The sequence below is a fragment of the Paracoccus zeaxanthinifaciens ATCC 21588 genome (genome assembly GCF_000420145.1).
Lineage (GTDB): Bacteria > Pseudomonadota > Alphaproteobacteria > Rhodobacterales > Rhodobacteraceae > Paracoccus > Paracoccus zeaxanthinifaciens.
This window is the reverse complement of the sequence record NZ_ATUJ01000022.1, coordinates 1-15,688: the sequence shown is the minus strand read 5'-3', so window position 1 is coordinate 15,688 and position 15,688 is coordinate 1. Positions and strand designations below refer to the sequence as shown.

Annotated in this window: 12 protein-coding genes and 3 pseudogenes; 7 read left to right on the top strand and 8 right to left on the bottom strand. The window is 61.8% G+C overall.

Annotated elements, in window-relative coordinates:
* Positions 1-318 (top strand): annotated as a pseudogene (locus F804_RS0114835) (IS5-like element ISPze1 family transposase); the annotation flags it as partial.
* An 87-nt stretch (positions 319-405) separates the two neighbouring features.
* On the opposite strand, the gene F804_RS16715 reads toward F804_RS0114835, so the two are convergent.
* The 5 genes from F804_RS16715 to F804_RS0114805 all read right to left on the bottom strand — a co-directional run bounded on the left by F804_RS16715 (position 406) and on the right by F804_RS0114805 (position 6,747).
* Positions 406-951 carry an SAM-dependent methyltransferase gene (locus F804_RS16715; protein WP_022708527.1) on the bottom strand — a complete coding sequence of 182 codons (546 nt, stop codon included), beginning with the start codon at positions 949-951 and terminating at the stop codon, positions 406-408.
* Positions 952-955: 4 nt separating this feature from the next.
* Positions 956-1,588 (bottom strand): PIG-L deacetylase family protein, encoded by a 633-nt coding sequence (locus F804_RS16710; RefSeq protein WP_245540375.1) that lies wholly within the window; start codon positions 1,586-1,588, stop codon positions 956-958.
* A 53-nt stretch (positions 1,589-1,641) separates the two neighbouring features.
* Positions 1,642-2,658, bottom strand: a complete 1,017-nt coding sequence (locus F804_RS0114820) for an acyl-CoA dehydrogenase family protein (protein ID WP_156845260.1) — start codon at positions 2,656-2,658, stop codon at positions 1,642-1,644.
* The gene (locus F804_RS0114815) at positions 2,655-3,668 is read right to left on the bottom strand and encodes a glycosyltransferase family 2 protein (RefSeq protein WP_156845259.1); all 1,014 of its coding nucleotides are present in this window, start codon (positions 3,666-3,668) and stop codon (positions 2,655-2,657) included. Before F804_RS0114815 ends, F804_RS0114820 begins: the two co-directional genes overlap by 4 nt.
* 1,750 nt (positions 3,669-5,418) lie before the next feature.
* Complete coding sequence (locus F804_RS0114805; RefSeq protein WP_022708523.1) at positions 5,419-6,747, bottom strand: PRC-barrel domain-containing protein; 1,329 nt, start codon at positions 6,745-6,747, stop codon at positions 5,419-5,421.
* A gap of 290 nt (positions 6,748-7,037) precedes the next feature.
* On the opposite strand from F804_RS0114805, the gene F804_RS16705 reads away from it, so the two are divergent.
* From F804_RS16705 to F804_RS17255, 5 genes and pseudogenes are all read left to right on the top strand, one after another.
* Positions 7,038-8,138 (top strand): YihY/virulence factor BrkB family protein, encoded by a 1,101-nt coding sequence (locus F804_RS16705; protein WP_022708522.1) that lies wholly within the window; start codon positions 7,038-7,040, stop codon positions 8,136-8,138.
* Between the two features lie 131 nt (positions 8,139-8,269).
* A complete protein-coding gene (locus tag F804_RS16700; RefSeq protein ID WP_022708521.1) occupies positions 8,270-8,884 on the top strand; it encodes a hypothetical protein in 615 nt (204 codons plus the stop codon).
* The gene (locus F804_RS0114790) at positions 8,884-9,279 is read left to right on the top strand and encodes a phage holin family protein (RefSeq protein ID WP_022708520.1); all 396 of its coding nucleotides are present in this window, start codon (positions 8,884-8,886) and stop codon (positions 9,277-9,279) included. Before F804_RS16700 ends, F804_RS0114790 begins: the two co-directional genes overlap by 1 nt.
* Positions 9,276-10,355, top strand: coding sequence for a DUF3618 domain-containing protein (locus tag F804_RS0114785; protein WP_022708519.1), 1,080 nt, complete (start codon positions 9,276-9,278; stop codon positions 10,353-10,355). The genes F804_RS0114790 and F804_RS0114785 overlap by 4 nt, the downstream gene beginning before the upstream one ends.
* 195 nt (positions 10,356-10,550) lie before the next feature.
* Positions 10,551-11,849, top strand: a pseudogene (locus F804_RS17255) (IS3 family transposase).
* Between the two features lie 307 nt (positions 11,850-12,156).
* Here F804_RS17255 and F804_RS17250 read toward each other — a convergent pair.
* The 3 genes and pseudogenes from F804_RS17250 to F804_RS16685 all read right to left on the bottom strand — a co-directional run bounded on the left by F804_RS17250 (position 12,157) and on the right by F804_RS16685 (position 15,346).
* Positions 12,157-12,914 (bottom strand): annotated as a pseudogene (locus F804_RS17250) (IS5 family transposase).
* A 288-nt stretch (positions 12,915-13,202) separates the two neighbouring features.
* Complete coding sequence (gene hydA / locus F804_RS16690) at positions 13,203-14,618, bottom strand: dihydropyrimidinase (RefSeq protein ID WP_022708517.1); 1,416 nt, start codon at positions 14,616-14,618, stop codon at positions 13,203-13,205.
* Positions 14,615-15,346: an aminotransferase class V-fold PLP-dependent enzyme gene (locus tag F804_RS16685; protein ID WP_281166831.1), complete on the bottom strand. Its 732-nt coding sequence runs from the start codon at positions 15,344-15,346 to the stop codon at positions 14,615-14,617. The genes hydA and F804_RS16685 overlap by 4 nt, the downstream gene beginning before the upstream one ends.
* A gap of 72 nt (positions 15,347-15,418) precedes the next feature.
* Between F804_RS16685 and F804_RS0114750 the strand changes: the two genes are divergently transcribed.
* The coding region (locus F804_RS0114750) for an IS5 family transposase (protein ID WP_022708528.1) at positions 15,419-15,688 on the top strand (270 nt) is incomplete at its 3' end.

The following is a 15,688-nucleotide window of genomic DNA, read 5'->3' as shown; positions in this document are numbered from 1 at the left end:
GTCAGCGATTACACCGGTGCAGCCGCGCTGCTGAGCAGCCTGCCTCGGGCGGACTGGCTGCTCGCCGACCGAGGCTATGATGCGGATTGGTTCCGCGACGCCCTGAAAGACAAGGGGATCAGGCCCTGCATCCCGGGCCGGAAGTCCCGCGGCAAGCCCGTCAAATACGACAAGCGACGCTACAGACGACGCAACCGCATAGAGATCATGTTCGGTAGGTTGAAGGACTGGCGGCGAGTAGCGACACGTTACGATAGATGCCCAAAGGTCTTCCTCTCCGCCGTCGCTCTCGCTGCCACCGTCATGTTCTGGCTGTGACCATCAATGAGTCTGGAGCCTAAGGCCGGCAACATTCCGGCACCTGCCCGTCGTCGAAAGACGGCGTGTGGCAAGATGTGAACCGCCCTACCCCGGACGTGTGAATACGTCGATCCGGAACCCCTGATGGGACCTGCTCGTCGAGGCACCGAGCCTCGCTGCAAGCGCCTCGACCGCCTGCGTCCCGTCAAGCTCCTCGTCCGTGGGGCCTGTCCAGTTCACGGCGACCACCGAACCTGTCGCATGCTTGCCAAGCCATTCTGCCAGTTCGGCGATTTCCTGAACGGTCAGGAAGTAGAGGACCTCGGACAACAGCACGAGATCGAAGCGCGCTGATGGCAGGTCGTGCGGCGCCGTGCCGCCGATGAAGGTGACGTTTCTTGCATCGGCCAACGATTGTCGCGCCAGGCTCAGCGCCGCGGGTATGCACTCGACAAGGGTCAGATGCTGGCATCGATGGCGCAGCAACGATGCCAGGGTACCGTTCCCGCATCCGATCTCGATGGCAGATGCGAAGGGGCCAAGACCGATCTCGTCCAACGTAGTCGCGTATTTGGCGGCCTCGTAGGCGCTCGTCCTGTGCTGCCACGGATCGTCGCTTCGGGAATAGAGGTTCTCCAGATGAGCTATCACGCGTTCATGCGGCAATGATCATCTCCGGATGCGCAAGGAAATGCTGCTGATGTTCCTGAGACATCACGAAGCCCGTCGGATCATCGGCAATCAGCGGCGTCATCTGCGAGGCATGACAGGACAGCGCCTGTCGCTTGATTTCCTTCGCCCCGGGCGACGCGTGGATGCGGGAAACCTGCGCATGCCCGTCGGTGAAACGCCCCCAGATCGGATAGAACAGAAGCTGGATATCGTCGCGCAGCCTGGCGATGTGCCGCGCAAGCATCGCGCAGGACTGGTGATCGACATGGGGATCGCCGTCCCAGGTGCAAAGCAGCAGGGCATTCGGCGCGATCAGCGGCGCCAGTTCGGCAGCCGTTTCAGGATCGCGCGGCGCCTTGCAATCACCGTAACCAAGCCAATCCACTCGGGCGCCCGGATCCAGCAAGCGGCAGGCCGACAGCAATTCCCGCCGGCGCTGCATGGCGATCCTTTCGGGCGGCCAGGCGACCGAGGCGGGGTGCGATGCGGACCCGTCCGTCACGCAGACGATATGGGCGGATATCCCCCGCTTGGCAGCATCGTGGATGATCGCACCGCATCCCAGTGTCTCGTCATCGGGATGGGGTGCAAGTACGCAGATCGGGCGATCGCCCACGATCTGATCGACCGAGGCCCAGGGCGCATCCGCCGCGCGTTCCAGAAAGCGGCTCACGGGATCCACCTCGACGACAGTTCCTGGCTTGCAAGCATGCGCTGCATCGCATCGAGCGCCATTCCGTCGGGGTTCGCCTGTCGAAGATAGAGGCCCAAGTCGCGCCTGATCTTCTCGGCCGGGTGTCCGATGGCGAAGGACGCCGCCCCCAGTGCTTCGTCGGCCAGACCAAGGACCTTCATGGCCTCCTGCTGGGTCTGCAACCGGGCAAAGATCGAGGACAGGCTGTCGCCTTCAACAGCATCCACCCGCTCGGTGGCGAGGGCTGCCTGCTCCAGCCACAGCCGGACCGTCTCGCAGGCCAGGGTCATCGCCTTCAGTCGCATCAGCTGGATCGGCGCGCCCAACTGGTCCCTGCGGCGCAGCTGGTCCCGCGTGATCGCGGTCAGTGCCTGCATCGCACCCAGCTGCACGGCCGCGTATCTCCAGACCCCGCCCTGGAAGTAGGGCTCCTGCAGATAGGCCCCGGGTTCGCCAAGAAACACCGCATGATCGAGCGACAGCCCTTCGAGGTCGCATCGCCCCGATGCCGTCGCATGCATCCCGGACATCCGCCATTCCTCCGGATACAGGCGATCCTGCAACGAGGATGTCGGGATCAGCAGAAGCTGGATGCCCTCTTCGGTGGTCGCGGACACGATGACACGGTCGAGGATGTCGGCGCCGCTGGCGAACAGCTTGTAGCCTCGCAGTCGCCTGTCCTCGATCCTGACGGGACTGCTGCCATCCGCGCCCCAGATGCCGTACAGACCGTGATGCTCGACCGAAGATGCCGGGGCATCGTGCAAGAGCAGCAGCTTGACCGCGTTCACATGCCCTTCGAAGATGCGTCCCGCCGACAGATCGGCCTGGCCGATCGTCACGAGGCACCGCAACAGATCCCGGGGATCCGGCGCCTGATGCGCGACCCGGAATGCTGCCGTCAGAAGGCCGCTTTGCTGCAACGCCAACTTGATGCCCGGCCCGTCGCCGACCCCTGCCAGCATCTCGGCCGCGACTGTCGCTTCTCTCAAACCGCAACCCCTTGTTCCATTGCCCGCCAGGCCGCGTATTGCGGTCTCACGATCTGCTCCATCAGGTCCGTCAGTTGCGGCAGCGCCACCTCCAGATCCGAGGCGCGCAGCCTCGATCCGTGAACCTGGCTCCGATCCGGCCAGATCACGGGCATTCCCCGCCTGCCAAGCGTCCACAGGCTCAGAAGCAGGTCGGGGTCGAGGACGGCCTGATCGGCAAGCGGGTCCGGGGATGCCATGCGCTCGCGCAGGCATTCGGCCATGCCGCCTTCCGCCCGCCCCATCAGGCGGCCGGATACGCGCACCCGCATCCGATCGGAATAGCTTATACGGAGGCCGTGCCGCCGTGCTGCCGCGACCAGCGCGCGGTCTTCGCTGTGCCGGACCAGGGGGCAGCCGCCGATCAGGCGGAACGCTTCCGACCTGATCGCGATAGTGGCACCGGATTCGACGTAATGCGGCTGCCTGGCGCGCGGATCCAGAAGCCCCGCCATCTGTTCGAGGTAGAAGCGAAGCTCGTGCATCAGCGCGGTGTATTCGCTTTCCAGCACCGTGATGCGCGCCCGCGCCCCCCTGCGAAGCGGGATCGGGATACGAGAGCTGATGCGGCCGCAGACCAGATCGGCACCGCTTCGCGCCTCTTGCAGCGCGGATGCGATCCATCGCGGGTGGACCAATGCATCCCCGTCCGTGGTCATGATCAACCCGCCCTTGGATGACGCGAATCTCATGGCCGCGGCCCTTGCGTGACCCGCGCTGGCAGTCCGGGCCGAGAAGGTCACCTCGCGGACCTGCGCATTGATCGCGGTATTCGCATAGGATCTGGCGATCTCGGCACTTCTGTCCGAGCTGTTGTTCACGAGGATCGTCGCGGTCACCGGAACATCGCAGCCCTGTGCCGACAGGATGAGCGAGTGCAGAAGACGGGGCAACCGCGAGGCTTCGTCCTTGATGGGTATCGCGATAGAAACCCGCGATATGTCTTGGAAACCGGTCACGAATGGCTTCATGGATCGAATGATCTCCAATTGGCTCAGCAAGCTCTTTGTCGAAGGATCCGTGTCGGCCGAGATGGGCCCTGCGGTACCGGCGCCCTTCTGGGCAACCGGACGTGAATACCCGAGGTCTTTGGACCCCGGCCCCGCAAGGGGGCATGCCGCGCGATCAGCAGCGCAGCTTCTGAAGAAGTGCCTTCAAGGCGCCGTCGGCGCTTTCCCTCTCTTCAGAGACATCCACCTCGGATCCATCCGACCCGCTGATCCTTACCGAGGCGCACCACCCCATCGCCTTTCCCGGACTGTATGTCAGCGAGAAACCTTTGCATCCGTGACAGGCTGATATTGCGCCCTCGACCAAGCTTCCGATTTCCATAGCGCTGTTGATCCCTTGCCTTTCGGTAATTGCTCGATCCGCGATCACTGCAATCGCCGATCAGGGTCAAAACCGCCGCACCAACCGTCAGTTCCTGCCGGCATCATTTATCAACACATATTCCTTTTCCGTGAGGAGCTTGGCCGGACTTTGCGCCAGGTGGGGATCGTGCTAGTTTCTCTCACTGCAGAATGGTTTCGGGTCACCGTCAGCTTCAGCAGCCGCAATGTCTGGACAGCGTAAGAAAAACAGTAGCCATGGCAGGGATGAAGATGCCCAAGGCTCTGACATGCGCGGTCGAGATTTCACCCCTCCATCGCAGGGCGGCTATCAAGATGCCTATCAACAGCAGCTGCACGATATATTCATCGACAGAATGATAGACTTGAAAGTGGATCAAGCCATCAGGCTCCTGAAAACATACGACGGATAAGATCTTTACGGCCCTGTTCTATCGATCAGGATGTAGCGTCACCGGAGACGTGCTTTATACTTGAATCGGAGCCGTGCATGTTGCCGAACGCTGCGCGGCTGGCATGGCGGGACCTGCCTGCCCAACAAGCGATAGATGGACAGATGTTGATGACAGTCGTGTCTCCGGCGGGCTTGCCTTTGACAAGCCCCGATTGGTCGCGCTTCGGCGACGCATAAAATTAGCTTGGCTCCCTAAAAGTCGCTTTGAAACCGCTGGAACTGTCAGAACGGAACGACGGTGTTCTGCTGAACGCCTGCAGGGCTGACACCGACAGCGTTCAGCCGACCATCGTCAAGCGCTACGCGATCTGCGCCAACGCGCATTCCGCGGGCTTAAACCTACGTAGTGAAAATGGGTGGCGACCGTCCGGCCGATTGGCGTTCGTAGGTCGGAAACCCTTCGAAAGACCGTGTCTTCTCAGGATAATCTGAACAGTCAAGAAGCTGAATGCCATTTCGATCGGCGATTACGACCTATCGCGCTGTTCGCCAGAACAAGCCGGATCGAACACTATTCGGCCATGCGGCTAGTGCCAATCCGCTCAAGAGGTAATCCCCTGATGGAAGACGCGGTTCAAACCGTGGGAGCCGACATGACGCGGAGCGATCTGTCCTGCTGCCAGACGACTCATATTCCATCAAAGCGCTCCACAGTTCTTGATGCGAATGCACGTTCGCCAGGCGCATACCGCAATGTGGCGGCTTTAGCAGCACCGATCTCATTCACGTGAAAGCTGCATCATGCCTAGACGGTCGGTGTAGGAAACTTCAGCATGCCGCCTTTGTCATGAGGCGGAAGCGCGGTAGCCTCTTCGTAGCCTCAGGCCTCCATCTGAACCGGTTACAAATGAAAATGCCCCCCGGCGCCGAGGCGACCGGGGGGCATCGGGAAGGTATGACGCAGCCCTCTGTGCCTCAGCTCAGGTTGATCATCCGGTCGTCGGGCAGAACGGCGTCGCTGTCATACTCGAAGTCGTTTGCAGCTTCGATATCATCCTCGGTCATGCTGTCGACCACCAAACGCTCTTCATCGACGGTGACACGGGACATCGGCACCGGGATCTCCTTGCCGCCAAGGCCGAGGAACCCACCACTGCTGAGGACGAGGTTCGGCTCACCATCCAGATCGACGAATGCCTCGGGATTGCCCAAATCCTCGCCGTCCGCGGTGACGACCTCCAAGTCGCTCAGCTCGGCCACGGACATTTCGCGGCCCTGCGGTTGTGCCTCGGCCTCGGCCTCCTGCGAATCCGCTTGTCGACCCTCTTGGGCGGCCAGACGCTGCTGGCGCTCCTCGGGGGTCTCGATCACGACATTCGGCTGCCCGGTCTGCTGCACCTCGACCGTGGGCTGCTTGGCCATGGATAGGGACACCTGAGGCTCGGCGCCTTCGAACGCCACGTCGGGATCGCTCTGCTCGACCGAGACGTTCGGCTCACCCTCGGCCTGAACGATCTCGACCTGCGGTTCCGGGGTCGCAATTTCGGTATCGTCGTTGGCGTTCTGCACCGAACCGTCATCGATCTCGGTCGTGTCGCGGGCTTGGTCCTGCGGGACGGGGTTGCCGTCCGCATCGACGCCCAGATCGACATTCAATTCAGGATCGGCCTGTGTGACGCTGACCCCAGGCTTGCCCTGTTCGACCTGAACCTCGGGGTCTGCCGCGGTGACGCTGACATCGGGATCGGGGTTCAGAATGTAGATGTCGGGTGCCGGATTGTCGACGCGCACGATGATCTCGGGGATCTCGACAGCGACGGTGGGCTGTTTCTGGCTGACCTGGATATCGGCGGCGTTGCGCGTCACGCTGATTTCGGGCTGCTGTTCGGTCACGGTAACGGCGGGCGCGGGAACCTGCACGTCGACTTCCGGATCGGGCACGGTCACCTCGGCCTGGCCTTCGATGATCGCATCCTCTGACAGGTCGACGCGGTCGCTGGCCTTGGCTGTTTCGTCGCCGTCCGCCTGTTCGGTGACGTCATCGGACGCCCCCTGCGTCAGACGTTCTTCCAGCGCGGTGCATTCCTGAACCATGTCCCGGTTGATCGCCGCGACGACCTCGGTCTGCGGGATCACGGTCGGATCGTCGGCATCGCGATAGGCGTCGGCCAGCATGCGGCATTCCTGGCTCTTGCCTTCCAGCTGTTGTTCGTTGATGTCCACCAGCGATTGCGCCAAGGCAGCTCCGCCCAGTGGCAGGGTGATTGCGGTGCCCAGAAGCAGGTTGCGGGTCAGGATCTTCATGGTGTCGCTCTCCTCGTGATCTGTCTTTGCGCCCTTCGGAACACGCCCCTCCAATTGTCCCCATTCGCCCACGGTTCCCGCAACAATCACCGCGGGGACCGGATCCCTTTGACCCGAGGGCGTGAATAACGCGCTTATTGCTGCGCCAAATCGCCCTGAATAAAAAATGTTAAAGATCTGCACGGAACAGTTCGGCGCGACGATCGCACCGGATGGCCATCCACTTAATTTCCTGTGCGACCAAATCCCCCCGATTGCGTTGGGCATTCGTCAGCACAGGAGATTTGCAAATGCCCCGCAAGCAGCACCGCGGCCGCAGGGCTGAGGCCCCGACCGAGATTCCCGCGAAAGGGTGGTGGGACATCCTGAAGAGGGTCAAGAACGAGATCAGCAGCGACCATGTGTCGGTCGTATCGGCCGGCGTCGCGTTCTTCGGGCTTCTGGCGATCTTCCCAGCCATCGCGGCGGTGATCTCGATCGCGGGGTTCTTCCTCGATCCCGCCGATGTCGCCGGACAGCTGGATTCGCTGGTGACCATCCTGCCCGAGAGCGCAGCCTCGATCATCCAGGACCAGATCACCGCCGTCACCGGCGGGGACGAAACCGCGACCGGCATCGCGGCACTGTTCGGCATCGCCGTAGCCTTCTATGGCGCGACCAAGGGGATGCTGACCCTGATGGAGGGCATGAACGTCGCCTATGACGAAGAGGAGACGCGCGGTATCGTCGCGCTCTATGCGACGGGCGGCGCGCTGACCCTGTTCCTGATCTTCGGCATCTTGGTTTCGATGGGCGCCATCCTGGTCGTCCCCGTCGTTCTGGATGTCCTTCCTCTGCCCGGCATCGTCGAGACCATCATTTCTTGGGCGCAATGGCCTGTTCTGGCTGCGCTGACGATGTTCGGACTGGCCGTCGTCTATCGCTTCGGCCCCTCGCGAGAGGATCCGAAATGGCGTTGGGTCAGCCCCGGCGCGATCGTCGCCACGATCCTGTGGCTGGCGGGCACGGTGGGGTTCTCGATCTATGCGCAGAACTTCGGCAGCTATAACGAGACCTATGGCACGATCGGCGGGGTGATCATCCTTCTGACCTGGCTGTGGATCTCAGCCTATATCGTGCTGGCAGGGGCCGAACTGAACTCCGAGATGGAGCATCAGACCCGGCTGGACACGACCACCGGACAGCCCCGTCCGCAGGGTCAGCGCGGCGCGGTCAAGGCCGATACCGATCCCGACCTGCCCGAGGATACCACCGGCGACAGACAGGCCGCAGGGCGCAGCGATGACGGCGTCGTATCGCGGAAACCGTCGCTTGTGGCCGGGTTGCTTGGGCTTCTGGCGCTGCGTGCGATCCGCAAGCCGCGCCCCGCCAACGACCGTTCCCGGGGCTGAATGGCAGATAATGGCCGATCACCGATAAACCAATGTGAAACGTCAGGAACTGACCCAAACCCGATCAGTTGAATTCTGCAACACGCGACGTGCCACCGGGCGTCACAGTGTAATTCAAGGGAGTTTCGATTATGACCCATGATCCGAATATCGCGGAAAATGCGCAATTCACGGATGCGCAGAATGCTGGAACGACCAAAAGCACCGATACCCAGGAATTGAAGCGCGAGGCCGAGCATCTGGGCGATACTGCACGCGAGGTCGGAAAAGAGGCTTATGGCCGCCTTTCCGAAGGCGCGGCGCAGCATACCGAACAGGCCAAGGAGGGCGCCGCCTCCGAGGTGCAGGACATCTCGGCCGCATTGCGCAGCGCGGCCGACAAGAGCCGCGCGGGTTCGGCCCAGGAACGCACCTTCGGGCAGGCCGCCGAAGCGCTGGCCGACCTGTCCGACATGATCCGCAACAAGGATCTGGGGCAGATGCTGAACGACGTGAACGGCCTTGCACGCCGCAACCCGGCTGCCTTCTTGGGCGGCGCTGCGCTGCTTGGTTTCGCGGCCACCCGCTTTGCCAAGGCATCGGCAAGCCCCGATCACGGCGCGACCGGCAATGCAGGGGCCGCCTACCCCGCCTCGGCGTCGCCCGCAGCACCGACCCCCGCCGCAGGAATGCCCGCATCGCCCGCTGTCAACACTGTCACCAATCCTTCGGATACCGTGACCATCGCATCGAAGGAGCAATTCTGATGTCGGATGAACGGAAAACCGGAACCGGCAATCTGATTGCCGAACTGATGGATCACGTCTCGAACCTGCTTCGCAAAGAAGTCGATCTGGCCCGCACCGAGATGAGCGAGAAGCTGAACAGCGCGCTTGGCGGCATCATCGCGATGGCCGTGGCACTGGTCTTCGCGATCGTCGCGCTCAACACCTTCAGCGCCGCGCTTGTGGGCTGGATCGCCGAGGCCACTGATCTTGGCGCAGGCTGGTCGTCGCTGATCGTGACCATCGTCTTCGGGATCATCGCTGTCGTTCTGATCATGCGCGGCAAAAACGCGCTCCAGGCACGAAATCTCGTTCCTTCTAAAACCACGCATAGCCTGCGTCGCGATGTCGAAAGCGTCAAGGAGGCCTACAAATGACCGACCAATCCTCTGCCGAAATCCAGCGCGAGATCGAGACCGAGCGCAAGGAGATGAACCAGACGCTGAGCGAGCTGACGAACCGTCTGTCGCCCGATCACCTGATCCGCGAGGTCAGCGATCACTTCCGTCAGCATGGCGGCGAGATCACGCGATCGGTCAGCGAATCCGTCAAGCAGAACCCATTGGCGCTGGCACTGACGGGCGTGGGCCTTAGCTGGCTGATCTTGGGCCAGAACCGCTCGCAGCAGGCCGCCGCGCCGGCTGTAGGTCATGCCTCGACGGGCACCACGCGTGTTGGCAACGTGCCCTCCGATGCCACGCTGACGCAACGTCCGGCCTATCCGTCCTGGGCGCAGTCCTCGCCCATCACGGGCCACGATAGCGACGAACCCGGCCGCTTGTCCCGTGCGAAGGACGGCCTTGCATCCGGCAAGGACAAGCTGTCCGAGCACGTGGGCAGCGCGAAGGATGGTATCGTCGCCGGCCGCGACAAGATCGCGGACCATGCCGGCGCCGTGCGGGACCGCGCTTCCGGGCTGCTGGATCAGGGGCGCGACAGTCTTTCCGACACTCGAGAGCGTTTGGCGAAGGGGACCGAGCATCTGTCGAACGAGGCACGCGAACGGGTGATTGCGGCCCGTGAACGTGCCTTGGCAGCTCAGCAGTCGGTCGGCGATCAGGCGCGACGTGGTGGGACCGAGATATCGAACTACTATGACCAGCAGCCGTTGATCTTCGGAGCCCTTGCCGTGGCCGTCGGCGCTGCGCTTGCAGGCAGCCTGCCGCGCACCCGGTACGAGGACGAATATCTTGGACAGCACAGCGATCAACTGATCGACGAAGCCGAGCGCATTCTCAACGAGGAAACCGAGAAGACGAAGGCCGTCTATGCCGCGGTCAAATCCGAGGCTGCGGATATCGCTGAGGAAACCCGCGACGCCGTGGACGAAGGTACGCCCGGCGATCATTCCGCGGCGAAGTCTGCCCGCGAATATGTCGAAAGTACTGCCGAGCGCCTTGCCGACACGGCGAAGCAGGAAGCAAATCGCCAAGACCTCGGTAGGCCGGGCTAACCTGTCCAGGTATGCGATCCGATCTGGAAGACGCCCGTAGTCGGCTGCGGGCGTCTTTGCTGTCCCATTTTAGGTCACCAAACCCTATCAAAAAAGAAGGCAGCAAATATCATGGAGGTAAATGATGACAGCTGACCTGCCACGGGATCTTTCCTCCACCGTCGATCAGAGTCCGCTCCAACTTGAGAACGGACGATTCAGCACACAAGATTCACGAATGAGCAGATCATCGGCATCCTTGGCGAGCACGGTCGACGTATACGTCGACGATGCTAGTTGCGCTGACCTATGCCGCTAGCACGACATGTCGGTAGGCACTTTCTATAACTGGAAGGCGAAGTTCGGCGGCATGACGGTGCCGGAGGCAAAGCGACTGAATACGCTCGAGAAGTGAGCCTGTGGACGCCACCGGTTCGAGAGACCAGGCGAACAACGCCAAGCCGAAGAAGCTGCTGGCCGAACAGATGCTGGGCCTCGCGGCAATGAAGGAACTGCTTTCAGAACGTGGTCATGAGACGGGCCAGAAAACAGCCCGGGGGACTGTCTTCCCGGCGATTCGCCCGCTGTGTAGCGCGAGGAGGTCGCACATCTGAGATCTCTGCTCGGGCTCTCGGAACGGCCAGGGTGCCGGATTGCCGAGGCGGATCGCAAGATGGTCTGAGACGAGGCGCAGCGAGGGCCGGACGCGGTGCTGCTTGATCGGTTGCGAGAGCTGGCCAACGAACGCCCACGCTTCGGTGATCGCCGGCTCTTCGTCTTCTTGCGCCGCAAGGGGGAGCCTTCAGGCATCAATCGGATCTCTCGTGAGGATGGCGGAGGATCAGAGAACGGTCCGGGGGACCGTTTCCTGACGACACTGACGGCGCACAAGCGGAAGGCCCAATGCAAAGCGATCGGCACGCGGGCCCTGATCCTGATCGAGGCGCGGCCCAACACACGTTGGTCGCTGGATTTCGTTCATGAGCAGTTTGCCAACGACCAACGCTTCCGGGTTCGCAACGTGATCGACGACGTCACCAGGGAGTGCTTCGCGGCGATCCCGGACACTTCGATATCCGAACGGCGCGTCGCACGAGAGCCATCGGCCCTGATCAAGCGTCGAGGAAATCCTAGAATGGTTGTCTCAGACAACGGCACCGAACTGACCCCGAACGCCGTTCTGCGGTGGTGTTCCTAGCTTCGGATCGAGTGGCATTACATCGCGCCGGGAAAGCCGATGCGGAACGGCTTCGTGGAGAGCTTGAACGGGCGGATACTTGATGAGCTGCTTAATAAGACCATGTTCCACGACTTGGCTCACGCGCTCGTCGTGATCACTGATTGGGCCGCCGACTATAACACTGAACGTGCGCATTCTGTCTTGGATTGCCGGACCCCGGCTGACTACGCGCTGGCCCTCACTACTGCGCAAGATGAAAGCTCCACGCGTCGGACGATTGCTCAAGTCGCGCCAACTGGCGTTAATACCACCGGGCTCCGAACGCGGCTGGATGAAAGTTCAGTGGCAGGTCACCGATGGCGCCTAAATGGTTCGTCGCTCAATGACCACCTCTCCACGGCCTTGGTGCGCGGCTACGGATTAAAGATGAAATCTATCGCCCCGAACTGCCCCCGAAAATAAACGACATCGTTGAGCGCATCATCCGGACACGTAAGTAGCGTACTGTTCACGGCCATCACTTTGGCGTCATCCAGCATGCGAGCCAAGTCATCAGCGCCTTAGAGAAGCTCCTACAACAACCGTCGGCCTCATCGGGCGATTGCCATGCGTACGTCAGCTAGGCTTCAGACTCATTGATTTTCACAGCCAGAACAAGACGGTTGCGGCGAGCATGATCGCTGAGAAGAACGTTTCCGGGCAGCGGTCATAACGGGTTGCGACGCGCCTCTAGTCCTTCAGACGCCCGAACATGATTTCGATGCGGTTACGTCCTTTGTATCGTCGCTTGTCGTATTTGACGACCTTCTTGCGGGACTTCCGTCCGGGGATGCAAACCTTTATCCCCTTGTCTTTCAACGCGTCTCTGAACCAATCAGCGTCGTAGCCCCTGTCGGCCAGAAGCCACCCAGCCTTCGGCAGGCCGCCCAGCAGCGCCGCCGCGCCGGTGTAGTCGCTGACCTGGCCGGCCGACATGAAGAACCCGATCGGCCGCCCCTTAGCATCGGCGACAGCGTGCAACTTGGTGTTCATACCGCCTTTGGTGCGCCCAATCTGGCGCCCGCGCCCCCCTTTTTTACCCCAAGGCTCGAGGCCGTGCGGTGTGCCTTGAGGTAGGTCGCGTCGATCATGATCGTCTTGTGCTCGGCGCTCTCGGCGGCAAGGCCGACCATGATCCGGGCAAAAACCCCGTTGTCGCTCCAGCGCTTCCAGCGGTTGTAGAGGGTTTTGGCCGGGCCGTATTCCTTCGGCGCGTCACACCACCGCAACCCATTGCGATTAATGAATATTATGCCGCTGAGGACGCGACGATCATCAACGCGGGGCTTACCATGGCTCTTGGGAAAGAACGGTTTCAGACGCTCCATCTGGGCGTCGCTCAGCCAGTAAAGATTACTCATCGATCAGGTCTCCTTGAGGAGCCTGAATCACGCGAAAAGCATGAAATCAATGGGTCTGGAGCCTAGCAACTCGAACAGGAAAGCGCAGCGGAACTCGAAGCGTTTAGCCACAGTAATGACGACTTCGCTCCTTACGCGGACGAGGATTTCGGAATCAGCTATCTGAGAATAGTTCTAGAAAAGTCGTCTGAGGCGCCCCCCACAACCAGCAACTGTGTTCACCAGTCGGGCTGGGGTTACCAGGTGAACACAGTTGCTAGGCGGTGAAAACCGCACGACAGTCCGAAATCAGACACTGTCTGCATAGACGTCGCTGACGTCACGGCTCAGTTCCCGACCCAATTCAACACCTGTCGGATTCCCCGCCATCGCAATCGTCTGCCCTCGGAGGATCGTCCTGACAGGCCAGCCCGTGATCTCCATCCCTTCATAGGGCGTATAATCACAGCCGTGGTTCAGCTCGGTTTGGCTGATCTGACGGGTCATCTGCGGGTCCCAGAGCGTCAGATCCGCATCCGCCCCGATCGCTATGCTGCCCTTTTGCGGATAAAGCCCGTAAAGCCGCGCCGGATTGGTCGAGGTCAGGGCCACGAAGCGTTGCAGGCTGATGCGGCCCTTGCCGACGCCCTCGGAGAACAGGATCGGCAGGCGGGTCTCGACGCCGGGGATGCCGTTCGGCACCCATTTGAACGAGGTGCGCGCGCGTGGATTGTCCTTGCTGGCCTCCCCCTCGAAGCGGAAGGGGCAATGGTCGGACGAGAAGATGTCGAATGTGCCGTCGCGCAGGCCCTGCCAGATCGCGGCTTGGCTGTCCGCATCGCGCGGCGGGGGCGAGCAGACATATTTGGCGCCCTCGAAATCCATGTTCAGCCCTTGCAGATCCTCGGCGGTCAGCGTGATGTATTGCGGGCAGGTCTCGGCAAAGACCTTCAAGCCCCGTGCGCGGGCCCATTGAACCTGCTCCATAGGTTCGCGGCCCGAGACGTGGACGATGACGATCGGCACATCGATCAGTTGCGCGTGGCTGATGGCGCGATGCGTCGCCTCACGTTCGGCGATCTGGGCATGGGCCTCGGCGTGATAATATGGCGCCGTATGACCACCCGCTTCCAAACGTCGGGTCAGGTGCTTGATGGCATCATGGCCTTCCGCATGGACCATGACAAGCGCGCGTTCCCGGCGCGCCACCTCGAAGACGTCAAGCAGCTGGGCATCGTTCAGGACCAGATCGTCATAAGTCATGAAGACCTTGAACGAGGTATAGCCGTCGCGCACCAGGGCGGGCAGTTCCTGCCCAAGGACCTGCGGGGTCGGATCGCTGACGATCAGGTGGAAAGCGACATCCGTGTGGCAGTTGCCCTCGGCCTTGCGACGATAGTCCTCGACGCAGGTGCGCAGGGACTGGCCCTTGATCTGCAGCACAAAGGGCAGAACCGTCGTGTTGCCCCCGGCCGCCGCCGAGCGGGTGCCGCTGGCAAAGCCGTCCGCCATGACCGTGCCGTCGGCGGTCGGCTGGTCCAGATGCACATGGGCATCGATCCCCCCCGGCAGGACCAGCAGACCCGCAGCGTCGATCCGTTCGGCCCCTTCTAGGCCGGTGCCAATCTGGGCGATGCGCCCGTCCTTTATGCCGATATCGGCGGCGTAGCTGTCGGCAGCGGTGACCACGGTGCCGCCAGCGATGACGAGGTCAAGATCGCTCATGCTTCCTCGCGCGCGACGATTTGCGCCAGCGCCTCGGTCAGGCGGTCCACCTGTTCCGGCGTGTTGTAATGCACCATCGAGACGCGCAGGACGCCGCCGTTCTCGTCCTCGCCCAGATGCTCGACCAACCGGCGCGAATGGAAATCGCCAAAGCGCATGGCAATGCCGTAATCGTCCATGGCGCGGGCAACGACGCCTGAATCCATATCGTCGAACTTGAAGGCGATCGTGGGGACGCGGGTGCTGTCCTTGTTCGAGGCCTCGCCGATGATGCGGCAGTCGTTACGCGCCGAAAGCCAGGCCAGCAGGCGATCCGTCAGTGCGTCCTCCTGCCCCGTGATCAGGTCGAAGGCAGCAGTCAGCAGGGCCCGGTCGTCGCCCTCCGCCCCGTGATGGCGCGCAAGGGCCTTCAGATAGGACAGGATGCCATCGGTGGCATAGGCGGCCTCATAGCTGGGATTGCCGGGCTCCAGCTTGGCGGTCACCTTCTCCTTGCCGTAGAAATAGTGATAGAGGCCGTCCAATTCCGCCAGAAGGTCGTATTTGCCATACATCAGCGCGCCATGCGGACCATAAGCCTTGTAGAGGCTGAAGACGTAATAATCGACGTCCCACGCCTGGACGTCGATCAAACGGTGCGGGGCATAGGCGACGGCATCGACGCAGATCCGGGCACCACGATCATGGATGAAACGGGCGAAATTTGCGACCGGATGGACCTTGCCCAGGGTCAGGACCCATTAATTTTCTTGATGCCGTCCTGTCGGCGTGATTCACGCTCCCAAACAGGTGGGGGCATCATGAGTAATCTTTTCTGGCTGACGGACGAACAGATGGAGCGGCTGAAGCCGTTCTTCCCCAAGAGCCATGGTAAGCCGAGGGTCGATGACCGGCGCGTGCTGAGCGGCATAATCTTCATCAACCGCAATGGGTTGCGGTGGTGCGATGCGCCCCGGGAGTATGGCCCGCCCAAGACGCTCTACAACCGGTGGAAGCGCTGGAGCGAGATGGGCGTGTTTGCCAGGATCTTCGAGGGATTGGCCTCGGAGGCAACGGATCAGAAGACGCTG

Bases quoted from the DNA above. Each gene is read 5' to 3' on its own strand.
- F804_RS0114815 (WP_156845259.1), bottom strand. From the start codon at position 3,668: ATGAAGCCATTCGTGACCGGTTTCCAAGACATATCGCGGGTTTCTATC.
- F804_RS0114805 (WP_022708523.1), bottom strand. From the start codon at position 6,747: ATGAAGATCCTGACCCGCAACCTGCTTCTGGGCACCGCAATCACCCTG.
- F804_RS16705 (WP_022708522.1), top strand. From the start codon at position 7,038: ATGCCCCGCAAGCAGCACCGCGGCCGCAGGGCTGAGGCCCCGACCGAG.
- F804_RS16700 (WP_022708521.1), top strand. From the start codon at position 8,270: ATGACCCATGATCCGAATATCGCGGAAAATGCGCAATTCACGGATGCG.
- F804_RS0114790 (WP_022708520.1), top strand. From the start codon at position 8,884: ATGTCGGATGAACGGAAAACCGGAACCGGCAATCTGATTGCCGAACTG.
- F804_RS0114785 (WP_022708519.1), top strand. From the start codon at position 9,276: ATGACCGACCAATCCTCTGCCGAAATCCAGCGCGAGATCGAGACCGAG.
- hydA (WP_022708517.1), bottom strand. From the start codon at position 14,618: ATGAGCGATCTTGACCTCGTCATCGCTGGCGGCACCGTGGTCACCGCT.